General features: G+C 67.9%; 14 protein-coding genes and 1 other RNA gene. 5 read left to right on the top strand and 10 right to left on the bottom strand.

All coding sequences use genetic code 11. The features are described 5' to 3' along the window. Window positions 1-213: 213 nt before the first annotated feature. Genes BCR55_RS04540 through tyrS form a run of 3 tightly spaced genes read right to left on the bottom strand, consistent with a single transcriptional unit; the run spans window position 214 to window position 2,596 of the window. Window positions 214-876 (bottom strand): histidine phosphatase family protein, encoded by a 663-nt coding sequence (locus BCR55_RS04540; RefSeq protein WP_065494247.1) that lies wholly within the window; start codon window positions 874-876, stop codon window positions 214-216. A gap of 23 nt (window positions 877-899) precedes the next feature. Continuing rightward, complete coding sequence (gene dtd / locus BCR55_RS04545) at window positions 900-1,358, bottom strand: D-aminoacyl-tRNA deacylase (protein WP_006401684.1); 459 nt, start codon at window positions 1,356-1,358, stop codon at window positions 900-902. Continuing rightward, the gene (gene tyrS / locus BCR55_RS04550) at window positions 1,355-2,596 is read right to left on the bottom strand and encodes a tyrosine--tRNA ligase (protein WP_065494248.1); all 1,242 of its coding nucleotides are present in this window, start codon (window positions 2,594-2,596) and stop codon (window positions 1,355-1,357) included. The genes dtd and tyrS overlap by 4 nt, the downstream gene beginning before the upstream one ends. A gap of 142 nt (window positions 2,597-2,738) precedes the next feature. Between tyrS and BCR55_RS04555 the strand changes: the two genes are divergently transcribed. Next, window positions 2,739-3,893, top strand: coding sequence for an anhydro-N-acetylmuramic acid kinase (locus BCR55_RS04555; RefSeq protein ID WP_172820295.1), 1,155 nt, complete (start codon window positions 2,739-2,741; stop codon window positions 3,891-3,893). A gap of 91 nt (window positions 3,894-3,984) precedes the next feature. Here the strand turns inward: BCR55_RS04555 and erpA are convergent, their stop codons facing one another. From erpA to rplM, 4 genes are read right to left on the bottom strand one after another with little or no spacing between them, the layout of a single operon-like run. Continuing rightward, on the bottom strand, window positions 3,985-4,356 hold the full coding sequence (gene erpA / locus BCR55_RS04560) for an iron-sulfur cluster insertion protein ErpA (RefSeq protein WP_006401687.1): 372 nt from the start codon (window positions 4,354-4,356) through the stop codon (window positions 3,985-3,987). 41 nt (window positions 4,357-4,397) lie between these two features. Continuing rightward, window positions 4,398-4,565 (bottom strand): hypothetical protein, encoded by a 168-nt coding sequence (locus BCR55_RS32980; protein ID WP_006408330.1) that lies wholly within the window; start codon window positions 4,563-4,565, stop codon window positions 4,398-4,400. 9 nt (window positions 4,566-4,574) lie between these two features. Continuing rightward, window positions 4,575-4,967 (bottom strand): 30S ribosomal protein S9, encoded by a 393-nt coding sequence (gene rpsI / locus BCR55_RS04565; RefSeq protein ID WP_006401689.1) that lies wholly within the window; start codon window positions 4,965-4,967, stop codon window positions 4,575-4,577. An 11-nt stretch (window positions 4,968-4,978) separates the two neighbouring features. Next, a complete protein-coding gene (gene rplM / locus BCR55_RS04570) occupies window positions 4,979-5,407 on the bottom strand; it encodes a 50S ribosomal protein L13 (protein ID WP_004522094.1) in 429 nt (142 codons plus the stop codon). 313 nt (window positions 5,408-5,720) lie between these two features. On the opposite strand from rplM, the gene BCR55_RS04575 reads away from it, so the two are divergent. Then, window positions 5,721-6,026 carry a DUF1090 family protein gene (locus BCR55_RS04575; protein ID WP_006408331.1) on the top strand — a complete coding sequence of 102 codons (306 nt, stop codon included), beginning with the start codon at window positions 5,721-5,723 and terminating at the stop codon, window positions 6,024-6,026. 419 nt (window positions 6,027-6,445) lie between these two features. Beyond that, window positions 6,446-6,910 carry an OsmC family protein gene (locus BCR55_RS04580; RefSeq protein WP_080512232.1) on the top strand — a complete coding sequence of 155 codons (465 nt, stop codon included), beginning with the start codon at window positions 6,446-6,448 and terminating at the stop codon, window positions 6,908-6,910. 64 nt (window positions 6,911-6,974) lie between these two features. On the opposite strand, the gene rnpB is transcribed toward BCR55_RS04580, so the two are convergent. The 3 genes from rnpB to pyrC all read right to left on the bottom strand — a co-directional run bounded on the left by rnpB (window position 6,975) and on the right by pyrC (window position 9,338). Further along, window positions 6,975-7,386, bottom strand: an RNA gene (gene rnpB / locus BCR55_RS04585) — RNase P RNA component class A. A gap of 12 nt (window positions 7,387-7,398) precedes the next feature. Then, window positions 7,399-8,277 carry a DUF3025 domain-containing protein gene (locus BCR55_RS04590; protein WP_053297634.1) on the bottom strand — a complete coding sequence of 293 codons (879 nt, stop codon included), beginning with the start codon at window positions 8,275-8,277 and terminating at the stop codon, window positions 7,399-7,401. Beyond that, window positions 8,274-9,338, bottom strand: coding sequence for a dihydroorotase (gene pyrC, locus BCR55_RS04595; protein ID WP_006401694.1), 1,065 nt, complete (start codon window positions 9,336-9,338; stop codon window positions 8,274-8,276). Before pyrC ends, BCR55_RS04590 begins: the two co-directional genes overlap by 4 nt. Window positions 9,339-9,542: 204 nt before the next feature. Between pyrC and BCR55_RS04600 the strand changes: the two genes are divergently transcribed. Together BCR55_RS04600 and BCR55_RS04605 are read left to right on the top strand one after the other, a co-directional pair. Beyond that, window positions 9,543-10,457: a class II glutamine amidotransferase gene (locus BCR55_RS04600; RefSeq protein ID WP_012467478.1), complete on the top strand. Its 915-nt coding sequence runs from the start codon at window positions 9,543-9,545 to the stop codon at window positions 10,455-10,457. 567 nt (window positions 10,458-11,024) lie between these two features. Further along, window positions 11,025-16,271: an autotransporter outer membrane beta-barrel domain-containing protein gene (locus tag BCR55_RS04605; RefSeq protein WP_065494250.1), complete on the top strand. Its 5,247-nt coding sequence runs from the start codon at window positions 11,025-11,027 to the stop codon at window positions 16,269-16,271.

Raw genomic sequence — 16,271 nt, forward strand, 5'->3', positions numbered from 1 at the left:
GGCGCGGCGAGCAGAAGCACCGACGCACGAACGCAAGACACCGCAGCAAGAAGAACGGCAATCAGGAAATCGACAAGCTGCGTCCGCCGATCGCAGCCGACAAGCGGACAAGCCGACAAACGCCGTAACCGCAGTAACCGCACACACGCGCCCCACTACAACGCACGACCCGCCGCGCAGTCACGCGATGCGCACGGCCACGCGCGCACGCGATCACAGCACCTTGCGATACCCGTCGTCGTCGCTCGGCGCGTCGAGATGCGCGATGTCGCCCCACCGGACGACATGCGCGCGGCCGTCGACGTAATCGACGACGTTGATGCTCGTATTCAGCAGCGGATAGTTGCGCGGTGCGGACAGATCGAGGCCGTTCGCGAAGCGATACACGCAGTCGAGCACGCCGCCGTGCGCGACGCACGCGATCCGCCCGCCCGGGTGCGCGGCGACGATCGGCTCGAGCGCATGCAGCACACGATGATAGAACGCGCGCTGCGACTCGCCGCCTTCCGGCGCAAAGCCGGGATCGCGCGTCTGCCATTCCGCATACGCGTCCGGAAACAGCGTTTCGATCTCGGCGCTGTCATGCCCCTGGAACACGCCGTACGCACGCTCGCGCAGCCCCTCGCGCAGCAGCAGCGGCAGGCCGAGCGCAGCGGCGAACGGCTGCGCGGTCTGTTGCGCGCGCATCAGGTCGCTCGAATAGACTGCATCGATGCGTGCCCCGTCGTGCGCCTCGCGCATGAGGCGCGCGGCGAGCCGCTGCGCCTGCGCGAGGCCCGTGTCGGCAAGCGGAATGTCGATGTGGCCCTGTATCCGCTTGATGCGGTTCCAGGCCGTTTCGCCATGGCGGATGAAGAGGATCTGGGTGGTAGCCATCGCGAGGCGTCTCCGGCGGGGAATCAGGGCCGCACTTGCAGCCAGAACGTCACGGGGCCGTCGTTGACGAGCGACACCTGCATGTCGGCGCCGAATTCGCCGGTTTCGACGATCGGGTGACGCGCACGCGCGGCGGCTACGAAATAGTCGAACAGCCGCGCGCCCTCGTCGGGCGGCGCGGCCGGCGTGAAGCTCGGCCGCAGCCCGCTGTTGGTGTCGGCCGCGAGCGTGAACTGCGAGACGAGCAGCAGCCCGCCCGCACGGCCCGCGCCGTCGATATTCGACACCGGCAGGTTCATCTTGCCGGCCGCGTCGCTGAACACGCGGTAGCCGAGCACCTTGGCGAGCAGCTTGTCGGCCGCGGCCTCGGTGTCGCCGCGCTCCGCGCATACGAGCGCAAGCAGGCCGGCGCCGATCTCGCCCGTCACGCGCTCGCCGACGCGCACGTCGGCGCGCTTCACGCGCTGGATCAGCGCGATCATGCAGCGAGCGTCACGCGCGCGAAACGCCGCTTGCCGACCTGCACGACGTATTCGCCGGCGTCGACCTTCAGGCCCTTGTCGGACACCGTCGTGCCGTCGATCTTCACGCCGCCCTGCTCGATGTTGCGCAGCGCTTCGCTCGTCGACGGCACGAGCCCCGCCTGCTTCAGCAGCTGGCCGATCGCGAGCGGCGCGCCGGCGAGCGAGACCGACGGAATGTCGTCCGGCACGCCGCCCTTCGCGCGATGGTTGAAGTCTTCCAGCGCACGCTCGGCATCGGCCTGCGAATGGAAGCGCGCGACGATTTCCTGCGCGAGCATCACCTTGAAGTCGCGCGGGTTGCGGCCGCCTTCGGCTTCGCGCTTGAAGCCGGCGATCTCGTCCATGCTGCGGAACGACAGCAGTTCGAAGTAACGCCACATCAGCATGTCGGAGATGCTCATCAGCTTGCCGAACATGTCGGTCGGCTTCTCGCTGATGCCGACGTAGTTGCCCTTCGACTTCGACATCTTCTCGACGCCGTCGAGACCTTCGAGCAGCGGCATCGTCAGGATGCACTGCTGTTCCTGGCCGTACTGCTTCTGCAGTTCGCGACCGACCAGCAGGTTGAACTTCTGGTCGGTGCCGCCGAGCTCGAGATCGGCGTTCAGCGCGACCGAGTCATAGCCCTGCATCAGCGGATACAGGAATTCGTGGATCGAGATCGGCACGCCGCCCTGGAAGCGCTTCGTGAAGTCCTCGCGCTCGAGAATGCGCGCGACCGTGTAGCGCGACGCGAGCTTGATCATCCCGTCCGCACCGAGCGGCATCGACCATTCGCTGTTGTAGCGGATCTCGGTCTTGTCGCGGTCGAGCACGAGCGCGGCCTGCTCGAAGTAGGTCTTCGCGTTCGCCTCGATCTGCTCGCGCGTAAGCGGCGGACGCGTCGCGTTGCGGCCCGACGGATCGCCGATCAGCGACGTGAAATCGCCGATCAGGAAGATCACCGTATGGCCGAGATCCTGCAGCTGACGCATCTTGTTCAGCACGACCGTGTGGCCGATATGGATGTCGGGCGCCGTCGGGTCGAGGCCGAGCTTGATGCGCAGCGGCTTGCCGGTGGCCGCGCTGCGCGCGAGCTTCTGCGCGAACTCTTCCTCGATCAGCAGCTCGTCGACGCCGCGCTTCGTGACGGCGAGCGCATGCCGGACTTCGTCGGTGATCGGGAAAACGGGCTTGGAACTGGGTTCGGTGCTCATCGGTGCCAGGAAGAATGTCGCAAAAACAGGGATTTTCCCATAACTTGCGCGCGCGTCGCTTAACGGCGCGCCGCGTTGCGCGGATAATCGGCGCAACGCGCGCGGATCGTGCCCGCGCTTCATGCTTCAGGAGAACCGCAACGTGCCGCAACGACACCCGCCAACCGCCCATCCGGCCGACGGCATCTACTTCGGCCTGATGTCCGGCACCAGCATGGACGGCGTCGACGGCGTCGCCGTGCGTTTCGCCGCCGGCAGCGCGCCGGTCGTGCTGGCGCAGGCCTGCGTCGGTTTCGCGCAGTCGCTGCGCGACGCGCTGTTCGCGTTGCAGCAGCCCGGCGACAACGAGATCGAGCGCGAGTCGCTCGCCGCCAACGCCATCGTCGCGCGCTACGCGGTGTGCTGCCACGAACTGCTGCGCTCGGCCGGCCTCGCGCCGGACGACGTGCGCGCGATCGGCGTGCATGGCCAGACGGTGCGGCACCGTCCGGAGCGCGGCTATACGCGGCAGCTGAACAATCCGGCGCTGCTCGCCGAACTCGCGCATATCGACGTGATCGCCGATTTCCGCAGCCGCGACGTCGCCGCGGGCGGCCACGGCGCGCCGCTTGCGCCCGCGTTCCATGCGGAGGTGTTCGGCGCGCCGGGCGAGACGCGCGTCGTCTGCAATCTCGGCGGTATCAGCAACATCACGATCCTGCCCGCCGACGGCGGCGGCGGCGACGTGCGCGGCTTCGACTGCGGCCCCGCAAACGCGTTGATCGACGCATGGGCGACGCGCCACCTCGGCAAGCCCTACGACGACGGCGGGAAATTCGCCGCGCGCGGCACCGTGCACGCGGCCCTGCTCGATACGCTGCTCGACGAGCCGTATTTCACCGCGCCGCCGCCGAAAAGCACGGGGCGCGACCTGTTCAATCCCGCGTGGCTCGACGCGAGGCTCGGCGCCTTCGCGCACGTCGCGCCCGAAGACGTGCAGGCGACGCTGACCGCGCTGACCGCGGTGTCGGTCGCGCGCGAAATCGCGCGGCATGCGCCCGACTGCCGCGCGGTGTTCGTATGCGGCGGCGGCGCGCGCAATCCGGTGCTGCTCGACGCGCTGTCGCGCGCGCTGCGCGATGCCGGCGTGCCGGCCTCGGTCGACACGACCGTCGCGCTCGGCGTGCCGCCGCAGCAAGTCGAGGCGCTCGCGTTCGCGTGGCTCGCGTATCGCTTCGTCGCACGCGAGCCCGGCAATCTGTCCGCGGTGACCGGCGCGGCCGGCGAACGCGTGCTCGGCGCGCTCTACCCGCGCTGATGCGCGCCGACGCGCGCGATCCCGACAATAAAAAACGGGGCATGAAGCCCCGTTTTTCGTTCCGGCGAACCGGAAAGGCGCGATCGTGCGATCAGACCGAGAACGACGAGCCGCACCCGCAGGTGGTCGTGGCGTTCGGGTTCTTGATCACGAACTGCGCGCCGTTGAGGTCGTCCTTGTAGTCGATCTCGGCGCCGACCAGATACTGGTAGCTCATCGAGTCGATCAGCAGCTGGACGCCGTTCTTGTTCATCACGGTGTCGTCCTCGTTGACTTCCTCGTCGAACGTGAAGCCATACTGGAAGCCCGAGCAGCCGCCGCCTTGCACGAACACGCGCAGCTTCAGGTCGGGATTGCCCTCTTCGTCGATCAATTGCTTGACCTTGTCGGCCGCGGCGTCGGTGAAGACGAACGGAGCCGGCATTTCGGTGGTCGTTGCTGCGGATTCGGTAACAGCGTTCATGCGAACTCTCCAAAAAGCTTTAGCCGCTATTGTAGGGCCGATCAGAAGATCGTGCTGAAGTCCATGAAATCAACAGGTTCTTGTCGATTTCGCTGCGCCGGGCCGGGTGCGCGCGGCGACGGCCCGTCCGGCACGCGCGCATAAAAAAACCGCCAGCGCGAAAGCTGGCGGTTTTTCCGGCGGGCGCCGCCCGCAAGCGGCGCGGCCATGAAGCGGAATTAACGCTTCGAGAACTGCTTGGCGCGGCGTGCCTTGTGCAGACCGACCTTCTTACGCTCGACTTCACGCGCGTCACGCGTGACGAAGCCTGCGTTCGACAGGGCCGGCTTCAGCGTCGCGTCGTAGTCGATCAGCGCGCGCGTGATGCCGTGACGCACTGCGCCTGCCTGACCCGTTTCGCCGCCGCCCGACACGTTCACCTTGATGTCGAACGTTTGAGCGTGGTTCGTCAGTTCCAGCGGCTGACGCACGATCATCAGCGACGTTTCACGTGCGAAGTAGTCAGCGATGGGCTTGCCGTTGACGATGATGTCGCCCTTGCCAGCCTTGATGAAGACACGAGCGACTGCGCTCTTGCGGCGGCCCGTACCGTAGTTCCAGTTACCGATCATGTGGGCTCCCCTTAGATCTCGAGCGCCTTCGGCTGTTGAGCCGAGTGCGGATGCGTCGCTTCTGCGTAGACCTTCAGCTTCTTGATCATCGCGTAGCCGAGCGGGCCCTTCGGCAGCATGCCCTTGACCGCCTTCTCGAGCGCGCGGCCCGGGAAGCGTTCCTGCATCTTGCCGAACGTCGTTTCATAGATACCGCCCGGGTAGCCCGAGTGACGGTAGTACTTTTTGTCCAGAGTCTTGTTGCCCGTGACCTTCAACTTGCTCGCGTTGATGACGATGATGAAATCACCGGTGTCGACGTGCGGGGTGAACTCAGGCTTGTGCTTGCCGCGCAGACGGCGTGCCACTTCGCTGGCGACACGGCCGAGAACCTTATCCGTCGCGTCAATCACGTACCATTCGCGCGTCACCTCATGGGCTTTTGCGGAAAACGTCTTCATGATCGATCCAAAAAAATTGCTTTGCCCGATGTGTTCTTCCTGCTTGTCTGTGTGCGCTTCGAGGCGCGGTGCAGGCTCTCCCTGTTCTTTTTCCGTGGGCATGAATGCGGAAAAGCCATGAATTATAAAGGAAATGCGGCTGCGCGGTCAAAGGGAATCCGCGCCCCGTGTGCGGCGCGCGCGAAATGGGCCAAAATCCGCTCCGTGCCCCGATTTCCCGGCGAACCGAGCGCCGGGCCGGCGCATCCGGTCGCGCGCGGCGCACGAGCTGGCCGCGCCGCGGCCGGCCGACCATCCAGAACAACAAACCAGCATGATGAAACAACGACCGATCTACCTGTTCGCGGCCGCGCTGCTGGCCGCCGCGGCGCCTGCCGCCCTCGCCCGCACCGGCTGCGACGCGAAGCTCGATGCGCTCGACGCACGCATCGCCGAAGCGCGCGCCGCCCACGCCGAGGACCGGATCGCGCGCCTGCGCGCCGTGCGCGAGCGCGTTCGCCATTTCTGCGCACACGGTCGCGCGCATGCGTCGGCCGCGCATGCGTCCGCGCCCGCCGCACCGACGTCATCCGCACCGCCTGATGCGGCGTCGCGGCCGACGGCGCGGCAGCCCGCCTGACGCTGTCGGCGCGCGCAAGCCGTGCGCCGCTGTTTGCATGGGACGAAAAAAAGCCCGAACGGCTGGTTCGGGCTTAATCCACCTTAGGAGGAGGGTGGAGGAGACATTCGGAGGTTGCCGCAGCGCGACAACCAATGAGTCGCATTATACGAACGGCCTGCAGACTTCACAAGAAAATTTGCATTGCGAAATCGATGACCACGATGTGAAATTATCGACAAACCTGGCGACGCACGAAATTTCTCTGTCGAATCAACAAGTTACTTTCGTCATCAGGCGCGCCGGAACGCACGCATCTAGAGTAAAACCCCTAAAGCCGACAGGGAAATCGTCGCCGCGAGTGCCGTTCCTCCCGTGACCGAGGACGCACCGTTTCGCGCCGTGCAGTGCGTCAGCCGACCGTTGCGCGACGGGCTACAATGCCGGATCGAATTCGAATCAGGCAACGCGGGAGCGCAAGCATGGAATGCAAAGTAAGCTGGATGGGTCAGGACGGGATGGCGTTTTCGGCACAGACCGGCAGCGGCCACCTCGTCGCGATGGACGGCGCGCCGGAAGGCGGCGGCCATAACCTCGCGCCGCGGCCGATGGAGATGGTGCTGGTCGGCACCGGCGGCTGTACCGCGTACGACGTCGTGCTGATCCTGAAGAAAAGCCGCCAGGACGTCACGGGCTGCTCGGTCACGCTGAAGGCCGAGCGCGCGAGCGAAGATCCGAAGGTGTTCACGAAGGTCCACTTCCACTTCACCGTCACGGGCCGCAACCTGAATCCGGCAACGGTCGAGCGCGCGATCAACCTGTCGCACGACAAGTACTGCTCGGCGTCGATCATGATCGCGAAGACGGCCGAACTCACGCACTCGTTCGACATCGTCGCCGCGTAAGCAGCGCACGCGCATGAAAAAAGGGCCGGCGTTCCGTCAGGAGCGCCGGCCCTTTGCATTCGCGCGGCAAAGCAGGCCGATAAGCCGGATTCTGTGCACACCGCGCGCCGAAGCGCACGCTGCGTGGCAGCCATTCCTCTAGGCGCGCCATTGCTGACGCGCTCAAGCTTCCTACCCGCAGACGAGACGGGGGCCCCGTCCTGCATCCGAAGATGCGCGCCTGCCTACTTGGAATTGCTCCGGGTGGAGGTTACCGTGCCGGCGGACGTCGCCGTCGCCGCGGTGCGCTCTTACCGCACCGTTTCACCCTTACCTGATCCCGGCTTGCGCCGGGCCATCGGCGGTTTGCTTTCTGTTGCCCTGTTCCGCGTGTCGCCACGGATGGCCGTTAGCCATCACCCTGCCCTGTGGAGTCCGGACTTTCCTCGCCCCCGCCAGCCCGAAGGCGGCGAGGCCGCGACTGCCTGGCCTGCTTTGCGACGCGCATTCTAGCACTGCGCGCCGCCGGCCGCGTCGCGCGTGCGGCGGCCGCTGCGGAATACGGCCGGATCCGCGTAGAACGCCGGATCGGCATTCGCCGCGCACCAGCCCGGCACGCCGAGCACGGGCAGCGGCGAGAAATCGCGGCTCGTCAGCGCGCGCGTCGCGAGCATCGCGGCGACCTGCGCGTCGACATGCTCGGCGCGCCGCGCGTCGGGCCACGAGAAATAGTCGGCGTCGACCTCGACGATCCAGACGTGCGCGGTGCACGACTTGTACGGCGCGACGAGCTTCTCGAGCAGCGCATGGCCGACGAGCCGCGCCTCGCAGCGCGCGCCCCACGCGTCGCGCGCGGCGACCAGCAGCCGCTGCCAGTCGAACGCGCGCAGCGCATCGGCGAGCGTGCGATCGGCGGTCACGAACAGCGCCGCATTCTCGTCGAACAGCGTCAGCGCGTCGCGCAACGTGCCGCGCACCGGTCCGACGCCGCCCGCCGCGTCGATCGCCGCGGCCTGGCGCGCGTTCAGCGCGGCCTTGATGCGCGGATACGCGAGCCAGACGAGCGCATTGAAGAAGTCGTGGAGATTGTGCCGCGTCGGCACGCGGCCGGTTTCGGCGATATGGGTTTCGTACGCGATGCCGGGCGGCAGCTCGGCCTGCGGCACGAAGCGCAGCGGCTTGCCGCGGCCCGTGACGCGCGCGCCGTCGCGCAGTGCGTCGTTCAGTGCCTCGAGCAGCGCGGCGTCGCCGACCGTCGCGGCCGCCTGCACCGTGCGGCCCGGCTGCGCGAAGCGCGCGAGCCATGGCGCGGACCAGTCGATCCGCGCGAACGCAGCCGCGCCGTCGCCGCCCGCCTGGGCGGCCGCGCGCGGCGGCGCGTGCGTCATGCGAGTTTCCAGCCGAGCGTCTCGCCGGCGCGCAGCGGCACGACGGGCGTGTCGCCCGCCAGCACCTCGCGCGGCAGTTCCCACGTCTCGCGGCGCAGCGTCACCGTCTCGGCGCTGCGCGGCAGCCCGTAGAAATCGGCACCGTAGAAGCTCGCAAAGCCTTCGAGCTTGTCGAGCGCGCCGGCCTGGTCGAACGCCTCCGCGTACAGCTCGAGCGCGTGCAGCGCCGTGTAGCAGCCGGCGCAGCCGCACGCGGCTTCCTTCGCGCCACGCGCGTGCGGCGCGCTGTCGGTGCCGAGGAAGAAGCGCGGGTTGCCCGACGTCGCCGCTTCGACGAGCGCGACGCGATGCGTTTCGCGCTTCAGGACCGGCAGACAGTAGTAATGCGGACGAATGCCGCCGACGAACAGCGCATTGCGGTTGTACAGCAGGTGATGCGCGGTGATCGTCGCACCGAGCAGGCCGGGCGCCGCATCGGCGTCGCGCACGTAATCGGCCGCGTCCTTCGTCGTAATGTGCTCGAACACGACCTTCAGGCCCGGGAAATCGCGGCGCAGCGGCGTCATCACGCGATCGATGAACACCTTCTCGCGATCGAACAGGTCGATCGACGCATCGGTCACCTCGCCGTGCACGAGCAGCGGCATGCCGGTCTCCTGCATCGCCTCGAGCGTCTTCGCGCACTTCGCGAGATCGGTGACGCCGTGGTCCGAATTCGTCGTCGCGCCGGCCGGATACAGCTTCACGCCGTGCACGAAGCCGCTTTCGCGCGCGCGACGGATCTCGTCCGGCGACGTGTTGTCGGTGAGGTACAGCGTCATCAGCGGCTCGAACGCCATGCCGGCCGGCAGCGCGGCGAGAATGCGGTCGCGGTACGCCTGCGCGTGCGCGGTGGTCGTCACCGGCGGTTTCAGGTTCGGCATCACGATCGCGCGCGCGAACTGGCGGGCGGTATGCGGCAGCACGGCGGCGAGCATCTCTCCGTCGCGCAGGTGCAGATGCATGTCGTCGGGACGGGCGAGCGACAGCGTCGCCGGGGAGGAAGCGTTCGAGGCAGTCATAGGGGGCTCGTGAGGAACGGGCCGGCATCGGCGGGGCCGGACCGCGCGTGCGCGGCCCGCGACTGACGGCAAACCGCAACACGGGGCCTTCGGCCGGCGGAATCCGCTTTTTACCGCTCGAGGCTCGGTGATATGCTAGAAGCCGCATTGTACCGGGGGTTCGCCCGGTTCGTTACCCCGCTTCAGTCTGCCGCCCCAAGTAAAATGTGCCAACTCCTAGGAATGAACTGCGCCGCGCCGACGGACGTCACATTCTCCTTCACAGGATTCGCGGCCCGGGGCGGCCTCACCGATCACCACGCCGACGGCTGGGGCATCGCATTCTTCGAGGACAAGGCGTGCCGCCTCTTCATCGACCAGCAGGCATCGGCCACCTCGCCCATCGCCGAAATGGTCAAGCGCTATCCGATCAAGTCGAAGAACACGATCGCGCATATCCGCAAGGCCACGCAAGGCCACATCGTGCTGGAGAACAGTCACCCGTTCATGCGCGAGCTGTGGGGGCGGCACTGGATCTTCGCGCATAACGGCGATCTCCAGGACTTCGAACCCGAGCTCGAGCGCAGCGTGTACCAGCCGGTCGGCACGACCGACAGCGAGAAGGCGTTCTGCGTGCTGATGCAGGGGCTGCGCGAGGCGTTTCCCGGCGCGCAGCCACCGCTGCCGGAACTGTTCGAGCGCGTCGGCGAACTCACGCGCGGGATCACCGATCACGGCGTGTTCAATTTCCTGATGTCGAACGGCCAGGCGCTGTTTGCGCACTGCTCGACGCGGCTGCACTACCTCGTGCGCCGCTGGCCGTTCTCGACCGCGCATCTCGTCGACGAAGACCTGTCGATCGACTTCGCGAAATACACGACGCCGGAGGATCGCGTCGCGGTGATCGCGACGCAGCCGCTCACCGACAATGAAGTGTGGACGGCCTTCGAGCCCGGTGAGCTGATCATGTTCCAGTGCGGCGACGTCGCCGCGCGGATGCAGATTCCGGTGCCGGAGCGCGTGCTCGAGAAGCTGCGCAATCCGTCGCTCGATCCGTCGGCGTCCGCGCCGTGCACGACGCGCACGGCGGCGCTCGCGACCGCCGCCGACGGCGATCCGGACGACACGATCGATTTCTGAGCGCGCGCCCTGCGCGCCCGCGCCGCCGTCCGGCAACCACGGCCGTTTCCATCGACACAGCGCGCATTCACGCGGCGCCGTTTCGTCCGCGGGACAGGAAGACCTATCGAAACACCGGCCGATATTATTTTCTTGCCATTACCCTATTTCGCGCATAAAAATACTCCACGCGCGCGGCAAAAAACAGTCGACCTTAAAACCATATAATCCGGAACCCGCATTCTAGCGCGACGAATTTTGCCGAACAGTGCGCGACGCCACCGATCCGGCGATTTTCCCACACCGCCTCGCAAAAAGGACAAAGTCCTTTAACATCAATACCTTCCGTTCGATAAATCACACAATTCAGAAATATCGGACAAAATCGGCATTATCGCCACGATTTTAATTTTTCTGATAATCACACTCCCCTTCAATCGTTAGACTCGCCCCATCCCCGGTGTAACGAAATGCGATTGGCGCACGATGCAGCCACTACTGCCGCACGCCTGCTCATTTCCCGCCGTGGAATGCGCCTTCACCGCTTCGCGGTGAATATCACTTCAAAAGAAGAAAGAGGGGTATGTCGTGAATCACTCATTTCGATCGATATGGAGCGACACATCGGGGTGCTGGATCGCCGTCGCGGAAACCACGCGCGCGCGCGGCAAGCAGGCGCGCAGCGCCACTGATCGTGCCGGCCGCCTCGCGCGCCGGGTCGCCGGCCGCTCGCCGCTGCGCATCGCGGCGCTCGCCACCGCACTCGCCGCGCTCGCGGCCGGCAATGCCTACGCATCGAGCTGCGGCGACGGCACAAGCGTCGCGAGCGGCGGTAGCTGCGCGCTCGGCACCTTCAGCCCGACCGTCAACGACAACCTGGTCGGCTCGGCGACCGTGTCGGGCGGCGACACGGTCGCCGTGACGGGCGCATGGAGCGGCGCGGCCGGCGACTCCGGCTACGCGGAGCTGCCGTTCGGCAGCACGACGGTCGTATCCGGCAACCCGAATCAGCCGCTGCTGTCGCTCGGCGGCAAGACGCAAAGCGTCGCCACACCCGATACGATCACGAGCGCGCATACGTCGGTCGCCACCTACGATTCGTCCGCGTTCGTCGGATCGACGGCCGGCGCGCACGAAGTGCCGGTATTTCACGACGTGAACGGCAACCAGTACGTGAACGCGCGCATCGGGACGGTCGACCGCTCGGGCGGCACGCTGGACGTGTCGATCGGCGATCCGGCCGCCGCGCCGTCGGCGCCTGGCAACCTGATTTCGATCGCGCCGAAGCAGACCGACCTGACGCTCGCGGACGGCACCGGTACCGCGTCGAGCACGATCAACTGGCATTCGCGCAACCAGATCCAGTTCACGACCGGCGACTATCTGGCGAACGGCGGGCCGCTCGGCAGCGTCGCGCTCGACGTACCGACCTACGCGGGCACCTTCACCGCATTCGACGGCAGCAGGTGGACGGTCAACGATGCTGCGTCGCTCGCCACATACAACGATTTTCTCGTGCGCTCGATCCAGAGCGGCGCGCTCGGCTCGCAGGCCGCGTACGACGCGGCGTTCGGCCAGGCCGTCACGATGTCGACGCAGACCTTCGAATACGCGAACAACGTCTCGCCCGGCGACGAGAACGCGCTGCCGACCGATCATCTGTCGGTGATGCACGGCACCGGCGCAAACGCGACCGTGCAGATCGGCAAGGACGGCCAGATCGACTTCCGCGGCACCAACCTCGTCGAATCGAGCTCGGCCGTGCTCGCGGACAACGGCGCGCACTTCGTGAACGACGGCCGGCTGTCGGGCGACTTCACGCTCGTGCGGCTGCTGAGCGGCGCGAGCGGCGTGAACAACGGCGCGATCTCGTCCGGCTATGCGTCCGGCGACAACTTCGACACCGGCGGCAGCGCGCAGCCGGACAATTTCGGCTTTCACGCCTACACCGAAGGCAACGGCGTGTACGCGAGCGGCGCCGGTACGACGTTCGTCAACAACGGCGTGATGAACGTCGGCGCATGGACGTACGGCCGCAATCGCCCCGACCTGCAGAACTACGCGGTGGCCGTGACGGACGGCGCGGCCGCGTCGAACGCCGGCACGATCAACGTCGGCGTCAACGCGACGACGCTCGACAGCCAGGTGATCGGCGGCTTCGCGGCCGGCGGCAGCTTCACGAACGAAGCCGGCGGCACGATCTATCTCGGCCGCGCGGCGCAATATGACGGCGCGGCGCCCGAAGCCGTGAACGACGTCGCGTCGTCCGCGCATGCGTACGGCGTGCTGCTCGGCGCATCGGGCACCGCGACGAACCGCGGCACGATCGTGATCGGCTCGCTCACGCAGAACGGCGCGGCGATGGCGAGCATCGGCTCGGAGGCGGGCACGCTGACCAATGCCGGCACGATCGCCGTCAACGGCGCGGCGCCCGGCGCGCCGCTCGCGAACGTCGGGATGCTGGCCGCCGATACGGCCGCGACCGTCACGAACACCGGCACGATCGCGCTGAACGGCGTGAACGGCATCGGCATCATGGTCGTCGGCAACGGCGCGACCGCCACGTCGGCGACGTCGACCGGCACGATCGACGTCGCCGGCGCGATCGATCCCGCGTCCGACATGCGCAACTACGGCATCTGGGCCGAAGGGGCGAACGCGGCGGCAAAACTGGACGGCACGCTGAACCTGACCGGCAACGGCGCGATCGGCGTGCACGCGCGCGCGGGCGCGACCATCGACGTCGGCGCGAATGCCGTGCCGCACTTCGTGTCGGGCATGAACCAGATCGGCTTCTACGCCTACGGCGCCGGCTCGAAGATCAACGTCGGCGCGCAGAACCTGAGCGTCGGCACCGACGATTCGACACTGTTCCGCGTCGCAGGCGGTGCCGCGTACACGGGCCGGTCGGCGGCCGGCACGCTGACGACGAACGTCGACGGCGCACGCGCGCGCGGCGTCGTCGCGACCGATGCGGGCACCACGTTGTCGACCGGCAATGCGGTCTACAACGTGAACGGCGCGAACGGTATCGCCATCGCCGTCGAAGGCGGCGCGACCGGCACGATCGACGCAGGCGCGACGATCAACCTGAATGCGAACGGCGCGACGGCCGGCATCGTCGACGGTCAGCCGCACGACTTGTCCGGCGCGCCGGCAGGCACCGCGGTCGCGACGCGGCTGACCAACGATGCGGCCGTGACGTCGTCGACGGCCGGCGTGACGGGCTTCGTCGCGCAACAGCTCGGTACGCTCGACAACCGCAACACGGTGCTGCTGACGGGCGCCGGCTCGACCGGCGTCGTCGCCGGCACGCTCGGCACGGTGAACAACACGTCGACGATCCGCGTCGCGAACGGGACCGGCGCGCGCGTCGAAGGCGCATCGGCGACGCTCGCCAACGCAGGCACGATCGAAGCCGACGGCGGCGTGGCGGGCGTCCATCTGACCGGCGCCGGCGCGTCGGTGGCGCTGTCCGGCGCAGGCAGCGTCGTCGCGAACGGCAGTGCGGACGGTATGCTGATCGACGCCACCGTCAGCGGCGGCGGGATCGCGGCCGGTGCGACCTCGATCGCGGTCGGCGGCGCAGGCAAGGGGATCGACAACGTCGGCACCGATTCGACGATCGTGCTGACCGGCACGCAGATCGGCACGACGGGCAGCGGCGCGGACGGCCTGCATTCGACCGGCGCCGGCGCGCACATCGCGACCGACGCGGCGACCGTCGTGCGCACGGGCGGCGACGGCGCGCGTGGGCTGTTCGTGTCGGGCGCGGGCTCGACGCTCGACGCCACGGGAACGACCGTCGCGACGGCCGGCGCCGGCGCGCATGCGATCGTCGCCGACGGCGGCACGACGGCGCTGCTGTCGGGCGCCAAGCTGAGCACCACCGGTATCGCGGCCGACGGCATCGTCGCGCAGCGCGGCGGCCGCCTCGCCGATACGGGCTCGTCGATCGCGAGCGCGGCCGGCAACGGCGCGACGGCCGACGGCGGCAGCGCGCTCGCGTTGACGGGCACGACGCTGAAGGGCGCGACGTCCGGCGTGACGACGTCCGATACGCTCGCGAGCGGCGCCACGAGTTCGGTGCTGATCGACGGCGGCAGCATCACGGCCGTGGGCGGCCCGGCGTTCGCCGCGCGCGGCGGCAGCGCGGACATCGTGGTGCGCAACGGCACGGTCGTCACGACCGGCAACGGCACGCTGCTCGATCTCGCGAACGGCAGCCGCACGACATTCACCGCCTCGGCGGTGAACCTGAGCGGCGACATCGTCTCCGACGCGTCGAGCACCGGCAACGTATTCCTGACCCAGCGCACGACGCTCACCGGCCGGATCGATCCGGTCGCGCTGACGGTCGACGGCACGAGCACCTGGAACATGACGGCGAGCTCCGTGCTGAGCAGCCTGACGAACGCGGGCACGGTCGCGTTCGCCGCCCCGACCGGCTCGCCGGCGCTGACCGGCAGCTACAAGACCTTGACGACCGGCAGCTACGTCGGCAACGGCGGCACGATCGCGCTGAACACGTTCCTCGGCGCGGATGCATCGCCGACCGACCGCGTCGTCGTCGACGGCGGCAGCGCGACCGGCACGACGGGCCTGAAGATCGCGAACACCGCGGGCACCGGCGCGCAGACGACCGGCGACGGCATTCCGGTCGTCGTCACCGCGAACGGGGGCACGACGAGCGCGTCGGCCTTCCATCTCGCCGGCCCGGTGCAAGCGGGCGCGTACGAATACCGGCTGTTCCGCGGCGGTCAACGCGACGCGAACGGCTGGTATCTGCGTTCGCAACTCGATCCGGCAGCTCCCGGCGATCCGGTCGGTCCGTCGGCGGGCGGCGACGGCGGCGGCAGCCACCTCGCGTATCGCCCGGGCGTGGCCGGCTACGCGCTGACGCCGCTGCTCAACGTCGACTACGGCTTCTCGACGCTCGGCAAGCTGCACGAACGCGTCGGCGATGTCTACAACGTCGAGAAGCGGCAGCCGGGCAACCGCGACGGCGTGTGGGGGCGCATCGGCGGCCAGAGCCTCGACGCGAACGCGGGCCGCTTCGCGGCCGACGAGCGCACCTTCTTCGCGCAGCTCGGCAAGGACTGGACGCTCGAGCAGACGCCGAACGGCGGCAGCACGCATGCCGGCGTGACGGCCACGATCGGCACCTCGCATGCGAGCTTCAGCGACCGCGCGCGCGCCGACGCGGCGGATCTGTCGACCTCGACCGGCTCGGTGCAGATGCATGCGCAAAGCATCGGCGGCTACTGGACGCGCTATCTGTCCGACGGCACGTACTTCGACACGGTCGGACAGGCCACGCACTACGGCAACCGCTATCGCGACAGTTACGGCAACGAAGCGTCGCAGAACGGCTTCGGCGCCGCGCTGTCGCAGGAAGTCGGCAAGCCGTTCGCGATCGCCGGCACGCCGATCGCGATCGAGCCGCAGGCGCAGCTGATGTATCAGTATCTGAAGCTCAACGGCTTCGGCGATAACGTGTCGGCCGTGTCCGGCACGACGTCGAATGCACTGCGCGGGCGCGTCGGCGTGCGGATCTTCCGGCCGAATATGGAAGCGGGCGCGGGCGACGGCGCGGCGACGCCGTACTTCACGGCCGACGTGCTGCGCGACTTCCTGTCGCCCGGCCGGACCGTCGTCGGCGGCACGCCGTTCGCGACGCATCTGGGCCGCACCTGGTACGAGCTCGGCCTCGGCGTCACGGCGGGCTTCGGCAAGTCCGGTGCGCTGTATGCGAACGTCAAATACGCGCGCAACATCGGCGGCGACTACCGGCGCGGCATCGTCGGGCAGGTCGGCTACCGGTACAGCTGGTAA

Source organism: Burkholderia sp. CCA53 (genome assembly GCF_001685525.1).
In the GTDB taxonomy this organism is placed as follows: domain Bacteria; phylum Pseudomonadota; class Gammaproteobacteria; order Burkholderiales; family Burkholderiaceae; genus Burkholderia; species Burkholderia multivorans.